Origin of the sequence: Streptomyces racemochromogenes (genome assembly GCF_044129415.1) — a bacterium.
GTDB classification, from domain to species: Bacteria; Actinomycetota; Actinomycetes; order Streptomycetales; family Streptomycetaceae; genus Streptomyces; species Streptomyces racemochromogenes_A.
This window is the reverse complement of record NZ_JBBDHD010000005.1, coordinates 66,515-89,937: the sequence shown is the minus strand read 5'-3', so window position 1 is coordinate 89,937 and position 23,423 is coordinate 66,515. Positions and strand designations below refer to the sequence as shown.

Here is a 23,423-nt window from a genome sequence, read left to right as displayed (position 1 = left end):
CGGTCTCCCACCGCTCAGGAGGACTCCCGCACGATCAGCTCCGTGGGGAGGACACGCCGCTGCTCCTCCCCCGCCGCGGAACCGGCTCCGGGCCCCTCCGCGATCTTCTGCAGCAGCAGCCGCGTCATCGTGCGGCCCATCTCCTCGATCGGCTGGCGCACGCTCGTCAGGGGCGGATCCATCAGGCGCGCCACCACCGAATCGTCGACGCCGACGAGGGCCACGTCCTCCGGGACCCGCCTCCCGGCCTCGCGCAGCACCCCGCGCGCCCCGGCCGCCATCACGTCGGAGGCGGCGAAGACCGCGTCCAGCCCGGGGGCGCGCTCCAGCAGGGCGCGCATCGCCAGCCTGCCGCCCTCCTCGGTGAAGTCCCCGGTCGCGACGAGCGATTCGTCGGGCGCGATCCCGGCCTCGGCGAGGCCCGCCCGGTAGCCTCCGAGACGGGCGCGGGCCACGTACATGTCGGCCGGACCGCTGATGGTCGCGATCCGGCCGCGGCCCCGGCCCACCAGGTGGGCGACGGCCGCGCGGCCGGCGCCGATGTTGTCGGAGTCCACGTAGTCGATGGGTTCGGCCTCGGAGCGCCGGCCGTTCATGACGACCGGCAGGCCCAGCCGCGCCACCCGGTCGGGCAGCGGATCGTCCCCGTGGACGGACGCCAGCAGCACGCCGTCGACCCGCTGGGCGGCCAGGTAGTGTTCGAACCGCCGCCGCTCCGCTTCGGTCCGGACGAGGGTGAGCAGCAACTGCTTGTCGGCCGCGGCGAGTTCGGCGCTGAGCCCGCGGATCAGATCCAGGAAGTACGGCTCCGAGAACACCCGGGCCTCGGTCTCCGGGATGACCAGGGCCACCGCGTCGGTCCGGCTGCCGGCCAGCGCCCTGGCCGCCTGGTTGGGTACGTATCCGAGCTCCGCGACCGCTCGGGCGACGGCTTCCCTGGCCTGCTCGCTCACCCTCGGCGAGCCGTTGATGACCCGGGACACCGTGCCCCGGCCGACGCCGGCCAGGGCCGCGACCTCCTCCAGGGTGGGTCTGCCGTTCCGCCGTCCGCTCACGCCTCTCGAACTCCCCTCGCGCATCGCACTCCGCGCCGCCCCGCTCCGGTGGTGGGCCGGGCGGGAACGGCGGACCCCACCGCCTCGCGCGGCACACCTTACGCTTAGGGGACCGCGTGGGAGCGCTCCCACACTACCCTTGATTCCCCCAACTCGCCACGCACGAATCGGCGTTCGGCTCTTGACACCCGCACCCGCCGGACAGCAACCTTCCGGCAGCGACGTGGGAGCGCTCCCATCCGGGGGTGCGACAACGTCCTTCACTTCAGGTCCGCGCGGATCCTCGCCGAGCCGCGAACAACCGCCGGACCCCTGGCGCACGACGAGCACCGCCTTGGACGAGGAGAGTGGACATGCGCACTTCCAGCAGCAGACGTGGCAGCGGCCGCCCCACCGCGAGCCGCGCACTGGTCGCCGCCGCCGTGGTGACCGGCGCGGCCCTGCTCACCGGTTGCGGAGGCGACGGCGGCGGGGACGACGGCGCGGCCTCCGGCGGGCGGATCACGCTGCGGATCGCTACCTTCGGCTCCTTCGGCTACGACGACGCGACCGGGGCGAAGCTCTAGGCCGCATACGAGAAGTCCCATCCCCACATCAAGATCGAGGAGTCGAACGTCGCGGACGGCCAGAAGTACTGGGACACGCTGAAGCTGCGCCTCTCCCGCGACAGCGGCCTCGCGGACATCCAGGCCCTGGAGGTGGGATACATCGCCGAGGCGACCGGCCCCGCGATGGCGGACAAGTGGGTCGACCTCGGCAAGACGGGCGGCGCGGACCTCGGCGCGTTCCTCGACTGGAAGGTCAAGCAGGCCACCACGGGCGACGGCAGGGTCATCGGGCTCGGCACGGACATCGGCCCGATGGCCATCTGCTACAACAAGGACCTGTTCGCCCGGGCCAAGCTGCCGACCGAGCGCTCCGAGGTGGCCCGGCTCTGGGCGGGCGACTGGGCGAAGTTCCTGGCGGTCGGGGAGACGTACAAGAAGAACGCCCCCGCCGGGACGGCCTTCCACGACTCCGCCAGCGGCCTGTTCAACGCCGTGATCTCCAGCGAGGCCGTGCAGTACGCCAACGCCAAGGGGCAGCTGGACTACGAGAACAGCCCGGGTGTGAAGAAGGCCTGGGACACCGCCGTGGCGGCGGCACAGGGCGAACTGACGGCCAAGCTGCGCCAGTTCGACGAGAAGGGCACATGGAACGCGGCCTTCAAGAACTCCAGGTTCGCCACCGTCGCCTGTCCCAGCTGGATGACGGGCATCATCAGGGAACAGGCGGGCCCGGAGAACCAGGGGAAATGGGACATCGCCGCGCCGCCCGTGGCCGGGAACTGGGGCGGCTCCTTCCTCGCCGTGCCGAAGTCGGGCAAGCACGTCAAGGAGGCGGCCGAGCTCGCCGCCTGGCTCACCGCCCCGGCCCAGCACGCGAAGGTCTTCGCCGTGAACGGCAACATCCCGTCCTCCAAGGACACCCTCGCCTCCCCCGCCGTCCAGGACGCGAAGCTGCCGTACTTCGGTGACACCCCGGTCGGCAGGATCTACTCGCAGGCCGCGGCCGGCATCACGCCCGCCCCGATCAGCCGCTGGGACGGGCAGGTCAAGACCTTCCTCACCGACAACGGCATCCTCGACATCGAGCAGCGCGGCACCGATCCGGCGAAGGCGTGGGAGAACGTCGGGAAGCTGGTCGCCGACAAGATCGACCGGTAGCGGGGGGTGTGACGGCCCGCGTCCGCCCGCCGCCTCCCCGGTGGCGGGGCCGGCCGCCGGTCCCCGGCACCACCGCAGCACCGCAGCACCGCAGCACCGCAGCACCGCACGCATCGACCTGGAAGGAAGCCCCCGTGGCCACCTCCGTACGGGCGGCGGGCGACGGCTCCGCGCCGCCCGCCGCACCAGCCCCGGGGCCCGGCGCCGGCCCCGGCCCGCACCGGCAGCGGCCCTCCGGCCGCAGCGGTTGGCGCAGCACGCTCCACCGCCTCGATCTGAAGGCGGTCCCGTACGTCTTCGTCGCCCCCTTCTTCCTCACCTTCGCCGCCTTCGGCCTGTTCCCCCTGATCTACACGGGCTGGCTCTCGCTCCACCGGGTCGAGCTCGGGGGCACCGCCCAGTGGAGGGGGATGGAGAACTACGGTTCCCTGGCGACCAGCGAGTTCTTCTGGAACGCGCTGGCCAACACCTTCACCATCGGCCTCATCTCGACCGTGCCCCAGCTGCTGATGGCCCTGGGCCTGGCCCATCTGCTCAACCACGAGCTCCGCGGCCGCGGTTTCTTCCGGGTCGCGGTCCTCGCCCCCTACGCCACCTCCATCGCGGCGGCGACGCTCGTCTTCGCGCAGCTCTTCAACACCGACTACGGTCTGATCAACACGGTCCTGGGCTGGGCCGGCTTCGCCCCGGTCGACTGGGAGTCCTCGAAGTGGCCCGCGCAGATCGCGATATCGACGATCGTGACGTGGCGCTGGACGGGCTACAACGCGCTCATCTACCTGGCGGCGATGCAGGCCGTACCGCAGGACCTGTACGAGGCCGCGGCGTTGGACGGGGCCTCGCGCCTGCGCCAGTTCCTCAGCGTGACCGTCCCGTCCATCCGGCCGACGATCCTGTTCACCGCCGTCGTCTCGACCATCGGCGCCACCCAGCTGTTCGGCGAGCCGCTGCTCTTCGGCGGCAGCGTGGGGATCAGCGGCGGCAGCGGCAACCAGTTCCAGACCCTGAGCCTGCTCATGTACGAGAAGGGCTGGGTGACCGGGGCGCTGGGCCAGGCCTCGGCCATCGCCTGGGTCATGCTCCTGCTCCTCCTGCTCATCGGCGGTCTCCGGATCCTGATCTCCCGACTGCGCACGAAGGCGGGGAGCTGAACCCATGGCCCGTACCGTCGACACGACCACCTCCGGGGCGCCGCGCGTCAGGCGCCCGCGCCCGTCGGCCGGCCGTCAGCACCACGCGGGACCGCTGACCTACGTCCTGCTCGGCCTGGCCGCCCTGCTCTCCCTCTTCCCCCTCTACTGGAACCTCGTCGCCGCCTCCCACACGGGCGAGCGGGTGGTCAAGGCCCCGGCGCCGCTGCTGCCCGGCCCCCGGCTGCTCGACAACCTCTCCTTCGCCTGGAACCAGGTCGACATGGGCGGGGCGCTGGTCAACACGACCCTCGTGGCCGGCCTGGTGGCCCTGTCCACCGTCCTGTTCTCCACCCTGGCCGGATTCGCCTTCGCCAAACTGCCCTTCAGGGGCCGGGGCGCCCTGCTGGCCCTGGTGGTGGCCACCATGACCATCCCGCCGCAGCTCAGCGTGATCCCGCTGTACCAGATCATCACGGACCTCGGCTGGGTGGATCAGCTCCAGTCGGTCGTCCTGCCGTCGCTGGTCGCCGCGTTCGGCGTGTTCTTCATGCGCCAGTACCTGATCGAGGCGCTCCCCGTGGAACTCGTGGAGGCGGCCAGGGTGGACGGCGCCCACAGCCTCCGCATCATCTGGCACGTGGTGTTCCCCGTGGCACGGCCGGCGATGGCGGTCCTCGGGATGCTCGTCTTCGTCCAGGCCTGGAACGACTTCTTCTGGCCGTTCATCGCGCTGACCCCCGACGGCAACCCGACCCTCCAGGTCGCCCTGGCCGGCCTCGGAGCGGGAAACCACACGGTCGACCAGGCCGTCGTGCTGACCGGCGCGCTCATCTCCACGCTGCCGCTGCTCGTGGTCTTCGCCGTCCTCGGCAAGCACATCGTGGGCGGCATCACCGCCGGCGCCGTCAAGAACTGACGGCGCCCTCACGACTCCGTCCGAACCCGCGTTGGGAGCGCTTTCCTATGACCGTGCCCGAGACCCGGCCGCTCACCGCCGCCCGCACCTTCCCGTCCGGTTTCCTGTGGGGCACGGCCACCGCCGCGTACCAGATCGAGGGCGCCGTACGTGAGGACGGCCGGACCCCGTCCATCTGGGACACCTTCTCGCACACCCCCGGCAAGGTCTTCGCGGGCCACACCGGTGACGTGGCCGTGGACCACTACCACCGGTTCCCCGAGGACGTCCGCCTCATGTCCGAACTCGGCCTGGGGGCGTACCGGTTCTCCGTCTCCTGGTCACGCGTGCAGCCGACCGGCCGGGGTCCGGCCGTCCAGCGCGGCCTGGACTTCTACCGCCGGCTCGTCGACGAACTGCTGGCCGCGGGCATCGAACCGGCGCTGACGCTCTACCACTGGGACCTGCCCCAGGAGCTGGAGGACGCGGGGGGCTGGCCGGAGCGCGCGACCGCCGAGCGGTTCGCCGTGTACGCGGGCCTCGTGGCCGACGCCCTCGGAGACCGGGTGAAGCGCTGGACGACGCTCAACGAGCCCTGGTGCAGCGCCTTCCTCGGCTACGGCTCCGGCGTCCACGCCCCGGGGCGGACCGACCCGGTCGCCGCCCTGCGCGCGGCCCACCACCTCAACCTCGGCCACGGCCTCGCCGTCCGGGCGCTGCGGGCCTCGCTGCCCGGCGACGCGCAGCTCGCGGTCTCCCTCAACCTCCACGCGGTCCGCCCCCTGACTTCCTCTGCCGAGGACTGGGAGGCGGCCCGCCGCATCGACGCCGTCGGCAACCGGATCTGGCTGGGGCCGATGCTGGAGGGCGCGTACCCCCGGGACCTGTGGGCGGACACCGCGCACCTGACCGACTGGTCCTTCGTCCGGGACGGCGACCCCGCGACGATCCACCAGCCCCTGGACCTCCTCGCCGTGAACTACTACACCCCGACGGTCGTCTCGCACGTCGTGGAGGGCGCCGCGCGGCCGCAGGACGACGGCCACGGCGACAGTGCGCACTCGCCCTGGCCGGGCGCGGACGACGTCGCCTTCCACCGGGCGCCGGGTGAGCGCACCGCGATGGGCTGGTCGGTCGATCCCGACGCGCTCTACGACCTCCTCACCCGTACCGCCGCCCGCCATCCCGGCCTGCCGCTCGTCATCAGCGAGAACGGAGCCGCGTACGAGGACGAGGTCGGCCCCGACGGCACGGTGCACGACCCGCGGCGCGCCGCCTACGTCCACGCGCACCTCGAAGCCGTGCACCGGGCGATCACGGACGGGGTGGACGTCCGCGGCTACTTCCTCTGGTCGCTGCTCGACAACTTCGAGTGGTCCTACGGCTACGCCAAACGCTTCGGCGCCGTCCACGTGGACTACGCCACCCTGAAGCGCACGCCCAAGTCGAGCGCGCTGTGGTACTCCCGGGTGGCCCGGACGGGACGGCTGCACGCCCCCGGCGAGGCGTAGCCCGCGGCAGCCGCGGACGGCTCACGCGGCCCGGCGGACGGGCAGGCGGGCGGGATCGGCGATGATCCGCTGCACGGTGGACCACGCCGCGCCGAGCACCGGTCCGCGGCGCCCCAGGGCGGCGGGCCGTACCGCCTCCGGGGGCCAGGGACGGACGGTGACCCGGGCGGCCAGCTCGGCGCGGATCGGCGGGAGGAGCCAGTCGGCGAGCTCGGCGTAGGCTCCGCCCAGGACGAGGCCGTCCGGGTCGATCAGGTTCACCGCAGAGACGAGGGCGAGGCCCAGGGCCCGTCCGGCGCGGTCGAGGGCGCGCAGGGTCGCCGTGTCCCCGGCTCCCGCCCGCTCGGCCAGCAGGGCCACCGGGTCGCCGGCGCCCGCCAGGCCGGCCTCGCGCAGTACGGCCGCTTCGCCCGCGTACTGCTCCAGGCAGCCGCGTGCGCCACAGGGGCACGGTATGCCCCGCGGGTGGACGGGCAGGTGGCCGAGTTCGCCCGCGAACCCGCGGGCGCCGCGGAAGAGCCGGCCCCCGATGACCAGCGCGGCGCCGATTCCGGCCTCGGCGGAGACGTGCACGAAGGTCTCGGCGGGGTGTCCCCCCTGCCACTGCTCGGCGAGCGCCCCGAGGTTGGCCTCGTTCTCCGGCTCGGGCACGGCGGCCGGGTCGGGCCAGTGGTCCGCGGGGCGGACGGCCTGCCAGCCGAGGTTGGGGGCGTTGGCCACCAGTCCGCCCGGGGTGTTGGGCACCACCCCCGGCACGGCCAGGACGCGGCCCTCGACGCGCAGGCCGAGGGCGGCGGCCTCGGCCTGCGCGTCGGCGCCCAGCGCGGCGGCCTCCTCCAGGACCCGTCCGGCCGGCCGGCCCGCGTTGGCCCGTTCCACCCGGCGCCACACCCGGGGTTCGCCGCTCAGGTCGACGACGCACGCGGCGAGGTGGCCGACGCCGATCTCCAGGCCGAGGCCGGCGGGACCCCGGTCGTTCAGGGCCAGGGCCCGCCCGGGGCGGCCGACGCGTCCGCTGGGGGCGGTCTCCGTCTCGGTCAGGGCGGCGCGGCCGATCAGCTCGTCGACCAGGGAGGAGACGGCCGGTCTGGTCAGGCCGGTGCGTCCGGCGACGTCCGCCCGGGAGAGCGGGCCGTGCGCGGCGACCGCGCCGAGCACCGCGGCGAGGTTCTGGCGGCGCATCCCCTGCTGTGAGGCGGTCGCGGTCGCCGCGCCCGCGCCCCGCCCGCCGAGCGCGGTCATCGGCCCCGCCCCTCCTGTCGTTCGTCCGCCGGGGCCTCCTGGAGGGCCCGTGCCCGCCGCAGCGTACCGGTGATCCGTTCGAGCGCGTCGTCGTCACGGGGTACGGGCTCCAGCAGCCGGCCCTCCGTGGTCCGCCAGCGCCGGGCGACGGCGTCGGCGGGCTCACCGGTGAGCAGGGCGGCGGCCTGCGCGGCGGCGCCGAGCGCGACGAGTTCCCGGGCCACGGGCACCTGGACGGCCCGGCCGGACAGCCGCAGGACCGTGTGCTGCCAGGCCCGGCCCGCGGCCCCGCCGCCGATGAGCAGCAGGGGCTCGTCCGCGGCGGGGGTCTCGCCCCCGGCGCGCAGTACGTCGTCCAGGGCCGTGAGCAGGGCGTGTGCGGCGCCGTCGTAGGCGGCCTGGAGCAGCTGCCCCGGTGTCGTGTCGTGGCGCAGCCCGTGGACCAGGCCGGAAGCGCCCGGGAGGTCGGGGGTGCGCTCGCCGTCGAGGTAGGGAAGCACCACCACCGTGCCGCCTCCCTCGACGTCCTCGCGGTCGCGGCCGGTGAGGGCGGCGAACCGGTCGACGGCGAGGGTGCAGTTGAGCGTGCAGGCGAGCGGCAGCCAGCCGCCGAGGGCGTCGGCGAAGCCGGCGACGGTTCCGTCCGGGTCGGCGGGCCGGGTCCGGCCGACGGCGTAGACGGTGCCCGAGGTCCCGAGGCTCAGCACCGGACGTCCGGTGGTCAGGCCCAGCCCGAGGGCGGCGGCCATGTTGTCTCCGGTCCCGGTGGCCACGAGCGCGCCCTCGCGCAGTGGCGTCCCGGCGCGGACGAGGCCCGCCCGGGCGGCGGGCGGCAGGACTTCCGGCAGCAGAGCGGGGTCGAGCCCGATCGCGGCGAGGACCTCCCGGTCGTAGCCGTCGGGGCCCCACCAGCCGGTTCCCGACGCGTCACCGCGGTCCGTCACCGCCTCGCCGGTGAGCCGCTCCGTGAGGAAGTCGTGGGGCAGCCGGACCGCGGCGACGCGGTCGGCGGCCGCGGGGTCCTGCGCGCGCAGCCAGGCCCACTTGGCGGAGGTGAAGGCGGCCGTCGGGACGCTGCCGGTGCGGCGGGCGAGTTCCGCCGGGCCGAAGGCGGCGGCGAGCCCGGCGGCCTGCGGGGCGGAGCGGACGTCGTTCCACAGCAGGGCCGGGCGCACGGGCCGGCCGGCCGTGTCCAGGGTGACCAGGCCGTGCTGCTGGCCCGCGACCGAGCAGGCGGCGGCCCGGTCCGACCAGCCGGTGGCCGCCGTGGCCTCGCAGAACGCCCGCCACCACTGCTCGGGGTCGCTCTCGCGCCCGGGGCCCGCACTCACGGTGTGCGCGGCGCGTCCCTCGCCCAGGACGGCGCCGGTCTCGACGTCGACGGCGAGGGCCTTGGTGGACTGGGTCGAGCTGTCGACACCGATCACGACACGCTGTGCGGGCATGGGGTCCCTCCGGTGGGGTTCCTTCTGGCGTCTCGGCATACTAATTTGTTTTTTGCCCTTACAAATAGATCTCGGCCCGATCCGGAGCGCCTCATGAGCAGCGACCCGCTCGTCCCCACTCCCGCGCACAGGTTCACCTTCGGCCTGTGGACCGTCGGCTGGCAGGGGCGGGACCCCTTCGGCGACGCCACCCGGCCCGCCCTCGACCCGGTCGAGAGCGTGCACCGGCTGGCCGAGCTCGGCGCCTACGGTGTCACCTTCCACGACGACGACCTGATCCCCTTCGGCGCCGGCGACGCCGCCCGCGAGCAGGCGGTCAAGCGCTTCCGCGCCGCGCTCGACACGGCCGGGCTGAAGGTGCCGATGGCCACCACCAACCTCTTCACCCACCCGGTGTTCAAGGACGGGGCGTTCACCGCCAACGACCGCGACGTACGCCGGTACGCGCTGCGCAAGACGATCCGCAACATCGACCTGGCCGTCGAACTCGGCGCCTCGGTCTACGTCGCCTGGGGCGGCCGCGAGGGCGCGGAGTCGGGGGCGGCCAAGGACGTGCGCACGGCCCTCGACCGGCTGAAGGAGGCCTTCGACCTGCTGGGCGAGTACGTCGAGCGGCAGGGCTACGACCTGCGCTTCGCGATCGAGCCCAAGCCCAACGAACCGCGCGGGGACATCCTGCTGCCCACCATCGGCCACGCCCTGGCGTTCATCGACGCGCTGGAGCGGCCCGAGCGGGTCGGCCTCAACCCGGAGGTCGGCCACGAGCAGATGGCCGGGCTGAACTTCCCGCACGGCATCGCCCAGGCCCTGTGGCACGGCAAGCTCTTCCACATCGACCTCAACGGCCAGAGCGGGATCAAGTACGACCAGGACCTGCGTTTCGGCGCGGGCGATCTGCGCCAGGCCTTCTGGCTGGTCGACCTGCTGGAGTCGGCGGGCTACGACGGCCCCCGCCACTTCGACTTCAAGCCGCCCCGCACGGAGGACCGCGCCGGCGTCTGGGCCTCGGCGGCCGCCTGCATGCGCAACTACCTGCTCCTGGCGGAGCGCGCCCGGGCCTTCCGGTCGGATCCGGAGGTCCGGGCCGCGCTCGCCGCCTCCCGGCTGCCCGACCTCGCGCTCCCCACCTCCGAGGACGGCCTGGCCGGACTCCTGGCCGACCGGGCCGCCTTCGAGGAGTTCGACCCCGATGCCGCCGCCGGCCGCGGCATGGCCTTCGAACAGCTGGACCAGCTGGCCCTCGAACACCTCCTCGGGGCCCGCTGACCCCTGGTGTCGACGATCCGGGCCGCGGCCTTTCGCGGCCCGGATCCGCCACCCCGAGGACCCGGCCCCGGGGCGGCTTCCCGGCCCCAGAGAATGTTAGCGCTAACAATCACTGCGCACCGGCGCTTCACCACCATCCTGAACCCAACCGGTCCGGAGGGGCCGCAGCAGGGAAAGCCTTCCACTGCACCGCAGTTGCTCCGAAGCCGTGATCCGTACAGACCCTTGACGGCGCACTTGTGAGCGTTAACACTCAGGATCGCCAGGCCGGAGCCACCGCCGCCACCACCTTCGCGCGGTGCGAGGACGCGGCACCCGGCCGGCCCCGCCCGACCGTTTCCGGTTCTCCCTGCCGGGGCGCACCGTGCCGGTCGCGGACCATCACTGGAGGAACTGTGCGGAAGCTTTCAGCGGGCCTCGCCGCCCTGGGCCTGTCGCTGGCGCTGGCGGCCTGCGGCCAGAGCGCCAACGGGGCGGGCGGTGGAGGGAGCGGCGGCGGCGCCGAAGGCGGCCTCGTCGGCATCGCGATGCCCACCAAGTCCTCGGAGCGCTGGATCAACGACGGCGCCAACATGGTCAAGGAGTTCCAGGCCAAGGGTTACAAGACGGACCTCCAGTACGGCGACAACGTCGTGGAGAACCAGGTCTCCCAGGTGGAGAACATGATCACCAAGGGCGCCAGGCTGCTGGTGATCGCCGCCATCGACGGCTCCTCGCTCACCAACGTCCTGCAGCGGGCCGCCGACGCCCACGTCCCCGTCATCTCCTACGACCGGCTGATCCGCGGCACCGGCAACGTCGACTACTACGCGACCTTCGACAACTACAAGGTCGGTGTCCTCCAGGGCGGCTACATCGTCGACAAGCTCGGCCTCAAGGACGGCAAGGGGCCCTTCAACATCGAGCTGTTCGCCGGCTCGCCGGACGACAACAACGCCGCGTTCTTCTACAACGGCGCGATGAGCGTCCTCCAGCCGTACATCGACGACAAGAAGCTGGTCGTGCAGAGCGGCCAGACCTCCCTCGCCCAGATCGCCACGCTGCGCTGGGACGGCGGCCTCGCCCAGTCCCGGATGGACAACCTGCTGAGCAAGTCGTACACGGCCGCCCGCGTCGACGCCGTGCTCTCGCCGTACGACGGCATCTCGATCGGCGTCATCTCCTCCCTCAAGGGCGTCGGCTACGGCACACCGGGCCGGCCCCTGCCCGTCGTCACGGGCCAGGACGGCGAGCTGGCCTCGGTGAAGTCGATCATCGCGGGCGAGCAGACCCAGACCGTCTACAAGGACACCCGGTAACTGGCCAAGGCCGCGGTCCAGATGGGCGACGCGCTGCTGACCGGCGGCAAGCCCGAGGTCAACGACACCCGGCAGTACCACAACGGCGTCAAGACCGTTCCGGCGCAGCTGCTCCAGCCGGTCAGCGTCGACAAGGAGAACTACCAGAAGGTCCTGGTGGACAGCGGCCAGTACACGGCGGACCAGCTCAAGTAGCCCGCGGACCCGGCCGACGGGTCCGGCGACGCCCCACCGGCGGTGCGGGGCCGGCGAGACCGGCCGGTACCGCGCCGCCCCGACGATACGGATGCACAACCATGGCCCGACCCGTTCTCGACATGCGCTCGATCAGCAAGACGTTCCCCGGCGTCAAGGCCCTCTCCGAGGTCAACCTGACCGTCGCCGCCGGCGAGGTGCACGCCGTCTGCGGTGAGAACGGCGCCGGCAAGTCCACCCTGATGAAGGTGCTCAGCGGGGTGTACCCGCACGGCGGCTACGAAGGCGAGTTCTCCTTCGAGGGCGCCCCCTGCCGGTTCCGGGACATCCGGGCCAGCGAGCAGCGCGGCATCGTGATCATCCGCCAGGAGCTCGCCCTGGTGCCCTACCTGTCCATCGCCGAGAACATCTTCCTCGGCAACGAGCACGCCACCCGGGGCGTGATCGACTGGCACCGGACCCTGACCCACGCCGCCGACCTGATGCGGCAGGTCGGACTCGACGAGAACCCGCACACGAGGGTCGCCGATCTCGGCGTGGGCAAACAGCAGTTGGTCGAGATCGCCAAGGCGCTCGCCAAGAGGGTCCGGCTGCTCATCCTGGACGAGCCGACGGCCGCCCTCAACGACGCGGACAGCCGCAAGCTGCTCGACCTGATCCTCGGGCTCAAGGACCGCGGCATCTCCTGCATCCTCATCTCGCACAAGCTGAACGAGATCGCCCGGGTCGCCGACGCCGTCACCATCCTGCGCGACGGGCGGACCATCGAAACCCTGGCGATCGGCCCCGAGGGCATATCCGAGGAGCGGATCATCCGCGGCATGGTGGGCCGCGACCTGGAGCACCGCTACCCCGAGCGCACCCCCGTGGTCGGCGAGGTCGCCTTCGAGATCGAGGACTGGACCGTCCGGCACCCGATCGACCACCGGCGCAAGGTGGTCGACGGGGTCTCGCTGAACGTGCGGCGGGGTGAGATCGTCGGCATCGCGGGCCTCATGGGCGCCGGCCGCACCGAACTGGCCATGAGCGTCTTCGGCCGCTCGTACGGGCGCTGGACCGGCGGCCGGGTGCGGCGGGACGGGCGCGAGGTCCGGACCCGGACGGTGCCGGAGGCGATCGGACACGGCATCGCGTACGTGACCGAGGACCGCAAGCAGCTCGGCCTCGACCTCAACGCCGACATCAGCCGCAACATCTCGCTGAGCGCCCTCGGCAGGGTCGCCCGGCGGGGCTGGGTCGACCGGCACGAGGAGGCGCGGTCCGCCGAATCGTTCCGTCGGTCCATGAACATCAAGGCCCCCTCGGTGTTCGCGAAGACCGGCAGGCTCAGCGGCGGCAACCAGCAGAAGGTCGTCCTCAGCAAATGGATCTTCGCCGAGCCGGGGGTGCTGATCCTCGACGAGCCCACCCGGGGCATCGACATCGGCGCCAAGGCGGAGATCTACGCCGTCGTCGCCGAACTGGCGGCCCAGGGCAAGGCGGTCCTCGTCATCTCCTCGGAACTCCCCGAACTCCTGGGTCTGTGCGACCGGATCTACACCATGGCCGCGGGCCGGATCACCGGTGAGGTCAACCGTGCGGACGCCACCCAGGAATCCCTCATGCGGCTCATGACCATGAGCGCGGCATCCCCCGACAAGCAGGTGTGAGGCATGGCACAGACCACGACCACCGCGGACTCCGCGCCCGGCGCGCCCGAGACCGGCCGACGGCCCTCGGCCGCCGCCGTACTGGCCCGAGCGCTGAGCGGCGACCTGCGCCAGTACGGGATGCTGCTCGCGCTGGCGCTGATCGTGCTGCTGTTCCAGTTCTGGACGGGCGGCATCCTGCTCCAGCCGCTCAACATCACCAACCTGATCCAGCAGAACGGCTACGTCCTCATCCTGGCCATCGGGATGATGATCGTCATCATCGCCGGGCACATCGACCTGTCGGTCGGGTCGCTCGCCGCCTTCGTCGGAGCGGCGGCGGCGGTGATGATGGTCGAGCACCGGATCCCCTGGCCCGTGGCACTGGCGGCCGCCCTGCTGATCGGCGCCCTCGCGGGGGCCTGGCAGGGGTTCTGGATCGCCTATCTCGGGATCCCCTCGTTCATCGTCACGCTGGCCGGCATGCTGCTGTTCCGCGGCGGGACCCAGATCCTCCTGCAGGGCCAGTCGGTGGCCCCGTTCCCCAAGGGCTTCCAGAACATCAGCAGCGGGTTCCTCCCCGCGGTCGGCCCCGACACCGACTACCACAACCTCACCCTGCTGCTGGGCCTCGCGGTGCTGGCCGTCACGGTCCTGCAGGAGGTGCGCGGGCGGCGGCGGGCCGCCTCGTACGGGCTGCGGCCGCTCCCCGCCGGGCTGTTCCTGGTGAAACTCGGCGCGATCACAGCGGCGGTGGTCACCTTCACCCTGCTGCTGGCCAGCTACCACGGCGTGCCGATCGTCCTGCTGCTCCTCGGCGTCCTGCTGGCCGTCTTCGGATACGTGATGCGCAACTCGGTCCTCGGACGGCACACCTACGCCATCGGCGGCAACGAGGCGGCGGCGCGGCTGTCCGGGGTGAAGAGCAAGCGGGTCGTCTTCCTGGCCTTCGTGAACATGGGGGTCCTGGCGGCCCTGGCCGGGATGGTGTTCGCCGCGCGGCTCAACGCCGGTACGCCGCAGGCCGGCATCAACTTCGAGTTGGAGGCGATCGCCGCCGCCTTCATCGGCGGCGCCTCCGCGAGCGGCGGTGTGGGGACCGTCCTCGGCGCGCTCACGGGCGGACTGGTGCTCGGCGTGCTGAACAACGGCATGTCGCTGGTCGGCGTGGGTACCGACTACCAGCAGGTGATCAAGGGCCTGGTGCTGCTGGCGGCCGTGGGCTTCGACGTCTACAACAAGCGCAAGGCCGGAGCCTGACGCTCGGGCGAGGGCGGCGCGGGCTTCACGGTTCGGGGGGCGTGGTGGGCTCGTCGGTCAGACGGGCCCGCCAGTCACTGACGTAGGCGTCGGGCAGGGAGGCCAGGCGGGCGATCTCGGCGTCGCCGCGGCCGTCGGACCAGGCCAGGATCCGCGTCATGGTGCGGTTGCGTGCCGCACGGAACTCCTTGAGCGCGTTCTCCAGGCGTTCGACCTCCTCGCCCTCGAAGACCAGCTGGCGGTCGACGGCGGCGCGTTCCTCGTCGCGCAGCCGCCGGAGGTGGGCGCTCAGCCCCGTCAGGGCCAGCCCGTGTTCGTGCGCGGCGCCCTGGAACCTCTCCGCCAGGGAGCCCAGCACGCAGTCGGGGACGTCGGCGAGGGTGGCTCCGAGGGGTTTGGCCGCTTCCCAGGTGTCCCGCCCGGCCTCCGTCGTCTCCAGCCAGGTGCGGGCGTCCGTCGGAGCACGGTCGCCGCAGGCCCTTGCCCGATAGGCGTACAGGGCGGCGCGGTGGCCGTAGAAGGTGAAGCCGTCCTCCATCCGCCGGTCGGCGGCGAGGCACACCCGCCCCGGCACGCCGCCGTAGCCGGACGGGGGACGGTAGTCGGCGTAGGCGTCGAGTTCCTCGTCCGTAGCCAGGCCCCAGGAAGGTTCGCAGAGCTCGGGGTTGGCGGTCAGGAAGTCGTCGACCTCGACGCGCCAGGCCGGGACCGGTGTCGTGTGCGGCCGGGGCCACAGGAGTTCCCCGGAGGGGTCGAAGGCGGGGGTCGCCGCCTGCTCGATGTCGTCCCATGCGGTGGCCGCCTCGGCCGACCACTCCAGATCGCCCTCGGGCCCGATCCGGTGGATCGAGTCCACGAGCCGCTGGACGGCGGGCAGGACGCGCAGTGCGAGCGCGTGCAGTTCGGCGGCGCTGAAGAAGCGCCACGTGCAGCCGCGTTGTTCGTCGTGGGTCAGGTGGCCGAGCAAGTGCACCATGATGCCGGGGGCAGGGACGGCCCCGTCACCGAGCGCTCTGCGGGGGACGCCGGGGAGCCGGCTGCCGAGGGGTTCCCCCGGGGCCCGCCAGTCGGTGTCACCGAACCAGACGGCGCCGTCACGTGCGTCCACGGCCAGCCACTGGTGGTAGCCCACTCCGGGGCCGTACCGGTGGTCCTGCTGCTCGGCGTGCTCGTCGTGCCACACGTACTCGGCCGGGGGCGGGTCCAGCTCCACGGCCATGAAGCCGTCCTCGGGGCGGTAGCCGGTGAGGACGCGGGCCGTTCCCGGCGCGCTGTCGGCTGCGGTCATGAGGGGTTTCCTCTCGGTGGAACGTCAACCGCGGCAAACGTAGTGTGCCGGTCAGACAATAGTTTAACTTTCAGCCACCGTGTCCGGTAGTCGGACACGGTGGGAAATCCGGCGAGCCGGCCGGGTCTACGCGCGTGCGGCGGCCGGCAAGTTGGCCGTTTTTCACGTGGCCGCCCCCTTGCGTCCGCCCGCGCGATGGCCGTACGCCCTACGAGAGCGCGGCCAGCGCTTGCGCGGCGAGCATCTGTTCCAGGTCCAGGACGGCGCGCGGGGTGTGCCGGGTGTCGATGCGGACGGCGTAGATGAAGCGCGTCAGCTGCGGCTCGGCCAAGGGGCGGGCCACGACCTGGGTGTTGGCGCGGGGGAGGGCGAGTCGTGGCATGACGGCCACGCACAGGCCCGCGGCCACGAACCCGAGCACGGTGTTGAAGTCGTCCCCCTCGTACTGCAGGCGGGCCTGGAAGCCGGGCGTCTTGGCGATCTGGGAGAGCAGTTCCAGCCGCAGCGCGGCCTCCGGAGCCGCGATCCACGTCTCGGACGCGAGGCTGGCCAGGTCGATGACCTCCCGGTCCGCCAGCCGGTGGTGCTCCGGGACCACGGCCACCACCGGATCCCGTGCGACCAGCGTCCGGCGCAGCGTCCTGGGCGGCGGGACGGGGATGAAGTCGTAGTCGTAGCTGAGGGCCAGGTCCATGTCCCCCCGCTTGAGCCGGTTGTAGCCGGCCTCGGGCTCCAACTGGCTCAGGCTGACCTGCACATGGGGGTAGGCCGCGTGGAGCCGGGCCAGCGCCTGGGGAACGATGCCGGTGGCCGCCGAGGCGAAGGCACCGAGCCTGATCCGTCCGGCCGTACCGGCGCGCATGGCCCCGAGTTCGGCCGACGCCGCCGCCAGCGTGCTGCGGACGCCCTGCTCCGCGTCGAGGAGGACTTCGCCGGCCGGCGTGGCGCGCACGGGACGGCGTTCGAGCACGCGCAGACCCGTGCGGCGTTCGAGTTCGGCGATCTGCTGGGAGACGGCGGGCGCGCTGTAGCCGAGCTCGCGGGCGGCGGCGCTGAAGGAGCCGTGCCGCACGACGGCTTCGAGGGTGGCGAGCAGGCGGGGGTCGAGTGCGTGCACGGAGTTAAGGCTCACTTATCTGTCGCGAAGATGTGTTTTCTTGTGATTGGAGATGAACGCCAGCAGGATTCTTGCTCGCGGCAAGAAAAACGCAAGCCTGCGCTCTTGGGCCGCGAACACCCTCCCCCGCCGTCTCGGCGCCCTCCGCCAGTACCGCCCCCACCGCCCGCCGCAGCCTGCCGCGGCGGGGGCGGACGGTCCGGCTCCGGCCGTCGTCGGGTCACCCCTCATGCCCCAAAGGAAGTGGTATGCGCCAGCCACCACTCATCGGACTCACCACCTACCTCACCACCGCACAGTGGGGCGAGTGGGACCTGCCCGCCGCGGTACTGCCCGCGGCCTACGCGGACTGCGTCCGCGCGTCCGGCGGCCGCGCCGTGCTGCTGCCGCCGGACGCGCCGGAGGCCGCGGCCGACGTGGTCGAGCGGCTGGACGCGATCGTCCTGGCGGGAGGCGAGGATCTCGATCCCGCACTGTACGGGGCCGTGCCCCATCCGCGTACCGGGCCGCCGGTGCGCGAGCGCGACAGGTGGGAGCGGGCCGTGCTGGCCGCCGCCCTCACCCGCGACATACCCGTGCTCGGGGTGTGCCGGGGGATGCAGTTGATGAACGTACACGCGGGCGGCACCCTCATCCAGCACCTGCCCGACAGTGTGGGCCACGACGGCCACAACCCCTACCGGGGCCACTTCTGCGCCCACCCCGTCACCACCGTCCCCGGGACGCGGATCGGCGCCCTCCTGCCGGGGACGCACCATGTCGCCACGCACCACCACCAGGCGGTGGACCGCCTCGGCGCGGGGCTGATCGTCGCGGCCCGGGCCGCGGACGGCACCGTCGAGGCGATCGAGAGCACCGGGCACCGCTTCGCCGTGGGCGTCCAGTGGCACCCGGAGATGGGCGCCGAGGCGCCGGTCGTGCAGGCCCTGGTGGCCGCGGCGGGCTCCGAGGCGGATCCCGATCCGGACCATGTGGCCGGACGGACGACGCGCACGGTGCGAAGCCTGCCGGGCCGGATTTTCCCGACAGAGGTGTCTTGACACCCTGCGGCACACCCAGCAGGATCACAGCGTGAACCTGTCAGACAGCCAGACAGGTGGCCCCACTCCGCGACGCGTCAGCGCGATGGAAGCGGTCTTCGGCCACCTGCGCAGCGCCATCGAGCGCGGTGAGTACGCCGTAGGCGACAAGCTCCCCTCCGAAGCCGAGTTGTGCCGTACCCTCCAGGTCAGCCGGCCCGTACTGCGGGAGGCGCTCCGGGCCCTCCAGGCCATGGGGCTGACCGTCTCCAGGAGCGGCAAGGGCACGTTCGTCCTGGCCAACACGGTCGAGGACCCCACCTTCGGCGACTACGCCGCCAGCGACCTGCTGGAAGTGCGCCGGCACGTCGAGATCCCGGTCGCCGGGTACGCCGCGCTGCGGCGCACTCCCGAGGACCTGGACCACCTGGGCCATCTGCTGGACCGGATGGAGCAGGAGACCGACACCACCGCGTGGGTGGCGATGGACACCGTCTTCCACCTGGCGGTGGCCGAGGCCTCCCGCAACCCCGTCTTCCGCCGCGTCATCGAGGAGATCCGCGACGCACTGGCGCGTCAGTCGACCTTCCTCAACGAACTGGGAGGCCGTCGCGAGCAGTCCAACTGCGAGCACAGGGCGATCTTGGAGGCCCTGGTCGACGGCAGCGAGCACGACGCGGTGGAAGCCATGTCCCACCACCTGCTACGGGTCGAGACGACCCTCACCGACATCGTGCGCCCCCAGCGCACGGCCGCCCCTACGGAAGGCAGAGCCGAGGCGTGAGCGAGCAGTTCCTCAAAGACGAGAAGCGCACCACGACCCGTCACGTCGACGCCGGTGACACCGGCTACAGCAAATCCTTGAAAGCCCGGCACGTCAACATGATCGCCATCGGAGGTGCGATCGGTACCGGGCTCTTCCTCGGCGCGGGCGGCCGCCTCGCCGACGCCGGTCCCTCACTGTTCGTCGCCTACGCCGTGTGCGGGATCTTCGCGTTCCTCGTCGTGCGCGCGCTCGGCGAGCTGGTCCTCTACCGGCCGTCCTCCGGCGCCTTCGTCTCCTACGCCCGGGAGTTCCTCGGGGAGAAGGGGGCGTACACCGCGGGCTGGATGTACTTCCTCAACTGGGCGACCACCGGCATCGCCGACATCACCGCCGTCGCCACGTACACCCACTACTGGCACCTGTTCTCCGACATCCCGCAGTGGGTGATCGCCCTCATAGCCCTGGCCGTGGTCCTCACCGTGAACCTCATCTCGGTGCGGATCTTCGGCGAACTGGAGTTCTGGTTCGCCATCGTCAAGGTCGGCGCGCTGGTGGTCTTCATGGGGATCGCGATCTTCCTCCTGGTCACCCGGCATCCCGTCGACGGCGCGGTCCCCGGTCCTGCCCTGATCACCGACCACGGCGGGATCTTCCCCAACGGCCTGCTGCCGATGCTGCTGATCATCCAGGGCGTCGTCTTCGCCTACGCCTCCGTCGAGCTGGTCGGCGTGACGGCCGGTGAGACCGAGAACCCCGAGGAGATCATGCCCAAGGCGATCAACTCGATCATGTGGCGCGTGGGCCTCTTCTACGTCGGCTCGGTGATCCTGCTGTCGATGCTCATGCCGTGGAGCAGCTACAGCGCCGGCCAGAGCCCGTTCGTCACCGTGCTGTCCCACATCGGCATCCCGGCGGCCGGCGACGTCATGAACCTGGTCGTCCTGACCGCCGCCATGTCCTCGCTCAACTCCGGCCTCTACTCCACCGGCCGCATCCTGCGCTCGATGGCCGTCAACGGCTCCGCGCCGCGCTTCACCGCCCGGCTCAGCCGCACCCAGGTCCCCTACGGCGGCATCCTCCTCACCAGCGGTATGTGCGTCCTGGGCGTGGGGCTCAACTTCGTGGTCCCCGCGGACGCGTTCGAGATCGTGCTCAACCTCGCCGCGATCGGCATCCTCGCCACCTGGGGCATGATCATGCTCTGCCACCTCCTCTTCTGGCGGAAGACCCGCAACGGGGAGCTCACCCGCCCCTCCTACCGCCTGCCCGGCTCCCCGTGGACCGAACTGGTGACGCTGGCCTTCCTCGCCTCCGTCCTGGTCCTCATGTACGCCGACGGAGGAGCGGCGCGGACCACCGTGCTGTGCGTTCCGCTGATCGCCGCGGCACTGGTGGCGGGCTGGTACGCGGTCCGCGGCCGCGTGGCACGGGCCGCCGCCGGGAGCGACGACTGAGCCGGACGCCCGCCCGTCCGTCTGCGCCGGGGTGGCGGAGCGCCTTCCGCCATCCCCGGTCGGCATCGACCCACCACCGAACGAGGCAGTGATGCGCAGTCCTCTCCTCGCGGACGCTCCCGCGGTCCGCGAGCCCCGGCACGCCCCCGTCGCCCATGTGGTGCGGGGCGGCGTGATCGAGGGAGTCCACTACGGCTCCGTCGTCGTCCTCGACGGCGCGGGCGAGATCCGTTTCGCCATCGGAGACATCGAGGCCGCCTGCCATCCGCGCTCGGCGCTCAAGCCGGTCCAGGCCGTCGCGATGGTCCGGGCCGGACTGCCGCTCGACGGAGCCCTGCTCTCCCTCGCGATGGGCAGCCACTCCGGCGAGGAGCACCACCTCGCGGGTACCCGGCTGATCCTTCAGCTGGCCGGTCTCACCGAGGCCGACCTGCGCAACGTCCCCGACCTGCCCTACGCGCCGGCCGTCCGGGACGCCTGGCTGCGAGAGGGCCGCGGGCCGTCCCGGCTCGCCCAGAACTGCTCCGGCAAGCACGCGGCGATGCTGTACCTGTGCACGCTGGCCGGGTGGCCCCTGGAGAGCTACCTCGATGCGGACCACCCGCTCCAGAGGACGATCGCCGAGGTCGTCGAGGAGCTCACCGGTCAGCACGTCGCGGACGTCACCGTCGACGGGTGCGGGGCCCCGCTGTTCTCGGTGTCCCTGCACGGCCTGGCCCGGGCCGCCGCCCGCATCGCCACGGCCGCGCCGGACACCGCCGAGCACCGGGTCGCGAACGCGCTGCGCCTCCATCCGGAAATGGCCTCCGGGACGGGGCGCGACACGGCCGCACTGATGCGCGCGGTGCCCGGGCTGCTGGTGAAGGACGGCTTCGAGGGCGTCCAGCTCGCCGCCCTGCCGGACGGCCGGGCCGTCGCCGTGAAGATCGCCGACGGGGCCGACCGGGCGCGCGTCCCGGTGACGGCCGCCGCCCTCGCACGTGCGGGAGTCGAGCCCCGGTCGCTGGCCGGATTCGCGGGCGCGCCGGTGACCGGCGGCGGCCGGACGGTCGGCGGCATCCGGCCGGTGGCGGCACTCCACCCGCCCGGCGCCCCCGCCTGAGCCCCCCTTTCCCGTTCCCCCCCCTTGATCCGCCCACCTCAGGAAGAGGACCCGCACACCCATGACCGCCTCCAGCCGCAGTGAACACGACCTGCTCGGAGACCGCGACGTCCCCGCCGACGCCTACTGGGGCGTCCACACCCTGCGCGCCACCGAGAACTTCCCCATCACCGGCACGCCCATCTCCGCCTATCCGCACCTGATCGACGCCCTCGCCGCCGTCAAGGAGGCCGCCGCCCTCGCCAACGGGGAACTCGGGCTGCTGGATCCCACGAAGGCGGCCGTGATCGTCGCCGCCTGCCAGGAGATCCGCGGCGGCAAGCTCCACGACCAGTTCGTCGTCGACGTCATCCAGGGCGGCGCGGGCACCTCGACCAACATGAACGCCAACGAGGTCATCGCCAACCGCGCGCTGGAGCTGCTGGGCCACCCCAAGGGCGCGTACCTGCACCTGCACCCCAACGAGGACGTCAACCTCGGCCAGTCCACCAACGACGTCTACCCGACCGCCGTGCGGATCGCCACCGTCTTCGCGGTGCGCGGCCTGCTGGACGCCATGGCCGTCCTGCAGAACGCCTTCGCCCGCAAGGCCGCCGAGTTCCACGACGTGCTGAAGATGGGCCGGACCCAGCTCCAGGACGCCGTGCCGATGACGCTCGGACAGGAGTTCTCCGCCTTCGCCGTCATGCTCGACGAGGACCGCAGCCGGCTCGCGGAGGCCCTCGGACTCATCCACGAGATCAACCTCGGCGCCACCGCCATCGGCACCGGCCTCAACGCCCCGGCCGGATACGCCGAGGCCGCCCGCCGCCACCTCGCCGACATCACCGGTCTGCCCCTGGTCACCGCCCCGGACCTGGTCGAGGCCACCCAGGACTGCGGCGCCTTCGTCCAGATGTCCGGCGTCCTCAAGCGCATCGCCGTCAAGCTGTCGAAGACCTGCAACGACCTGCGCCTGCTGTCCTCCGGGCCGCGCGCCGGACTCGGCGAGATCAACCTGCCGCCGGTCCAGGCCGGTTCGAGCATCATGCCGGGCAAGGTCAACCCGGTGATCCCCGAGGTCGTCAACCAGGTCGCCTTCGAGGTGATCGGCAACGACATCACCATCACCATGGCCGCCGAAGCCGGACAGCTCCAGCTCAACGCCTTCGAACCCGTCATCCTGCACTCGCTCTCGAAGTCCGTCACCCACCTGCGCGCCGCCTGCCTCACCCTCGCGGAACGCTGCGTGAGCGGCATCACCGCCAACACCGAGATGCTGCGCGCCACCGTCGAGAACTCCATCGGCCTCGTGACCGCCCTGAACCCGCACATCGGATACACCGCCGCCACCGACATCGCCAAGGAGGCCCTCGTCAGCGGCCGGGGTGTGGCCGAACTCGTCCTGGAACGGGGACTGCTGCCGGCCGAGCGGCTCGCCGCCCTGCTGCGGCCCGAGGTCATCGCGGGAACCGGCCCGGCCCGCACCTGACCCGGTCCGACCCGGCGCACACCTCCCAGGCGGTCGCCGCCCGCACCACCTCCGCCTGCCGGGGCGCCGTTCAGCGCTCGTGCGGAGGGTGCGGCGGCGGCTGCGGGATGGTGGCCACGGACGGGGCGCTCTCCGGCCAGACGAGCAGGACCGGACAGGGGGCGTGATCGACGATGAAGCGGCTTTCGGGCCCCAGGCTGCGGGGGCCCAGGTGGGTGCGGTCGCCGTCGCGGGCGAGGATGAGCAGGTCGGCTCCCTCCGCCGCCGCCACGACTTCGCGTTCGGGGCGGCCCGCGCGTTCCCGCCGGGTGCACGGACGCCCCAGCCGCTCGGCCGCGTCGGCCAGGAGCTCCTCGCCCGCCGCGTGGGCCAGGTGCTCGACCCGCGTGCCTGGATCGCGATCGGGACGGGCCCGGCCCAGCAGCCCGGCGTAGGCGCCGTGCGCGAGACCGGGCGTCTGGGGGGCGCTGACATGGAGCAGGACCGGCTCGGCGTCCGCGGGAGTGTGCGCGCGTGCGGCGTCTACACAGGCGGGCCAGGTGCCCTCGACGATCCAGACGATGACGGTCACC

Annotated in this window: 17 protein-coding genes and 2 pseudogenes; 13 read left to right on the top strand and 6 right to left on the bottom strand. The window is 72.4% G+C overall.

From position 1 onward, the window contains the following. Positions 1-14: 14 nt before the first annotated feature. The gene (locus WDV06_RS03555) at positions 15-1,079 is read right to left on the bottom strand and encodes a LacI family DNA-binding transcriptional regulator (protein ID WP_395508105.1); all 1,065 of its coding nucleotides are present in this window, start codon (positions 1,077-1,079) and stop codon (positions 15-17) included. 329 nt (positions 1,080-1,408) lie between these two features. Between WDV06_RS03555 and WDV06_RS03550 the strand changes: the two are divergent. The 4 genes and pseudogenes from WDV06_RS03550 to WDV06_RS03535 all read left to right on the top strand — a co-directional run bounded on the left by WDV06_RS03550 (position 1,409) and on the right by WDV06_RS03535 (position 6,300). Beyond that, positions 1,409-2,761 (top strand): annotated as a pseudogene (locus WDV06_RS03550) (ABC transporter substrate-binding protein). Positions 2,762-2,895: 134 nt separating this feature from the next. Beyond that, complete coding sequence (locus tag WDV06_RS03545) at positions 2,896-3,912, top strand: carbohydrate ABC transporter permease (RefSeq protein WP_395508104.1); 1,017 nt, start codon at positions 2,896-2,898, stop codon at positions 3,910-3,912. A 4-nt stretch (positions 3,913-3,916) separates the two neighbouring features. Beyond that, positions 3,917-4,810 carry a carbohydrate ABC transporter permease gene (locus WDV06_RS03540; RefSeq protein ID WP_395508103.1) on the top strand — a complete coding sequence of 298 codons (894 nt, stop codon included), beginning with the start codon at positions 3,917-3,919 and terminating at the stop codon, positions 4,808-4,810. 47 nt (positions 4,811-4,857) lie between these two features. Next, positions 4,858-6,300, top strand: a complete 1,443-nt coding sequence (locus WDV06_RS03535; RefSeq protein ID WP_395508102.1) for a GH1 family beta-glucosidase — start codon at positions 4,858-4,860, stop codon at positions 6,298-6,300. A 21-nt stretch (positions 6,301-6,321) separates the two neighbouring features. Here the strand turns inward: WDV06_RS03535 and WDV06_RS03530 are convergent, their stop codons facing one another. Together WDV06_RS03530 and xylB are read right to left on the bottom strand one after the other, a co-directional pair. Next, positions 6,322-7,542 (bottom strand): ROK family protein, encoded by a 1,221-nt coding sequence (locus WDV06_RS03530; RefSeq protein ID WP_395508101.1) that lies wholly within the window; start codon positions 7,540-7,542, stop codon positions 6,322-6,324. Next, positions 7,539-8,987 carry a xylulokinase gene (xylB, locus tag WDV06_RS03525; protein WP_395508100.1) on the bottom strand — a complete coding sequence of 483 codons (1,449 nt, stop codon included), beginning with the start codon at positions 8,985-8,987 and terminating at the stop codon, positions 7,539-7,541. Before xylB ends, WDV06_RS03530 begins: the two co-directional genes overlap by 4 nt. Before the next feature lie 93 nt (positions 8,988-9,080). Here xylB and xylA point away from each other — a divergent pair, with 93 nt between their 5' ends. The 4 genes and pseudogenes from xylA to mmsB all read left to right on the top strand — a co-directional run bounded on the left by xylA (position 9,081) and on the right by mmsB (position 14,634). After that, the gene (xylA, locus tag WDV06_RS03520) at positions 9,081-10,253 is read left to right on the top strand and encodes a xylose isomerase (protein ID WP_395508099.1); all 1,173 of its coding nucleotides are present in this window, start codon (positions 9,081-9,083) and stop codon (positions 10,251-10,253) included. 395 nt (positions 10,254-10,648) lie between these two features. Further along, positions 10,649-11,746: pseudogene (gene chvE, locus WDV06_RS03515) on the top strand (multiple monosaccharide ABC transporter substrate-binding protein). A 101-nt stretch (positions 11,747-11,847) separates the two neighbouring features. Then, the gene (gene mmsA / locus WDV06_RS03510; protein WP_395508098.1) at positions 11,848-13,395 is read left to right on the top strand and encodes a multiple monosaccharide ABC transporter ATP-binding protein; all 1,548 of its coding nucleotides are present in this window, start codon (positions 11,848-11,850) and stop codon (positions 13,393-13,395) included. 3 nt (positions 13,396-13,398) lie between these two features. Continuing rightward, positions 13,399-14,634, top strand: a complete 1,236-nt coding sequence (gene mmsB / locus WDV06_RS03505) for a multiple monosaccharide ABC transporter permease (RefSeq protein WP_395508097.1) — start codon at positions 13,399-13,401, stop codon at positions 14,632-14,634. A 25-nt stretch (positions 14,635-14,659) separates the two neighbouring features. Here the strand turns inward: mmsB and WDV06_RS03500 are convergent, their stop codons facing one another. Beyond that, a complete protein-coding gene (locus tag WDV06_RS03500; RefSeq protein WP_395508096.1) occupies positions 14,660-15,922 on the bottom strand; it encodes a hypothetical protein in 1,263 nt (420 codons plus the stop codon). 208 nt (positions 15,923-16,130) lie between these two features. After that, positions 16,131-17,039 (bottom strand): LysR substrate-binding domain-containing protein, encoded by a 909-nt coding sequence (locus tag WDV06_RS03495; RefSeq protein WP_395508095.1) that lies wholly within the window; start codon positions 17,037-17,039, stop codon positions 16,131-16,133. A 248-nt stretch (positions 17,040-17,287) separates the two neighbouring features. Between WDV06_RS03495 and WDV06_RS03490 the strand changes: the two genes are divergently transcribed. From WDV06_RS03490 to aspA, 5 genes are all read left to right on the top strand, one after another. Continuing rightward, positions 17,288-18,079 (top strand): gamma-glutamyl-gamma-aminobutyrate hydrolase family protein, encoded by a 792-nt coding sequence (locus WDV06_RS03490; protein ID WP_395508094.1) that lies wholly within the window; start codon positions 17,288-17,290, stop codon positions 18,077-18,079. 31 nt (positions 18,080-18,110) lie between these two features. After that, on the top strand, positions 18,111-18,842 hold the full coding sequence (locus tag WDV06_RS03485; protein ID WP_395508093.1) for a FadR/GntR family transcriptional regulator: 732 nt from the start codon (positions 18,111-18,113) through the stop codon (positions 18,840-18,842). Continuing rightward, positions 18,839-20,278 (top strand): amino acid permease, encoded by a 1,440-nt coding sequence (locus WDV06_RS03480; protein WP_395508092.1) that lies wholly within the window; start codon positions 18,839-18,841, stop codon positions 20,276-20,278. The genes WDV06_RS03485 and WDV06_RS03480 overlap by 4 nt, the downstream gene beginning before the upstream one ends. Positions 20,279-20,369: 91 nt before the next feature. Next, positions 20,370-21,380, top strand: a complete 1,011-nt coding sequence (locus WDV06_RS03475; RefSeq protein ID WP_395508091.1) for an asparaginase — start codon at positions 20,370-20,372, stop codon at positions 21,378-21,380. A gap of 61 nt (positions 21,381-21,441) precedes the next feature. After that, a complete protein-coding gene (gene aspA / locus WDV06_RS03470; RefSeq protein WP_395508090.1) occupies positions 21,442-22,851 on the top strand; it encodes an aspartate ammonia-lyase in 1,410 nt (469 codons plus the stop codon). Positions 22,852-22,921: 70 nt separating this feature from the next. On the opposite strand, the gene WDV06_RS03465 is transcribed toward aspA, so the two are convergent. Beyond that, positions 22,922-23,422, bottom strand: a complete 501-nt coding sequence (locus WDV06_RS03465; RefSeq protein ID WP_395508089.1) for a universal stress protein — start codon at positions 23,420-23,422, stop codon at positions 22,922-22,924. Position 23,423: the final 1 nt, after the last annotated feature.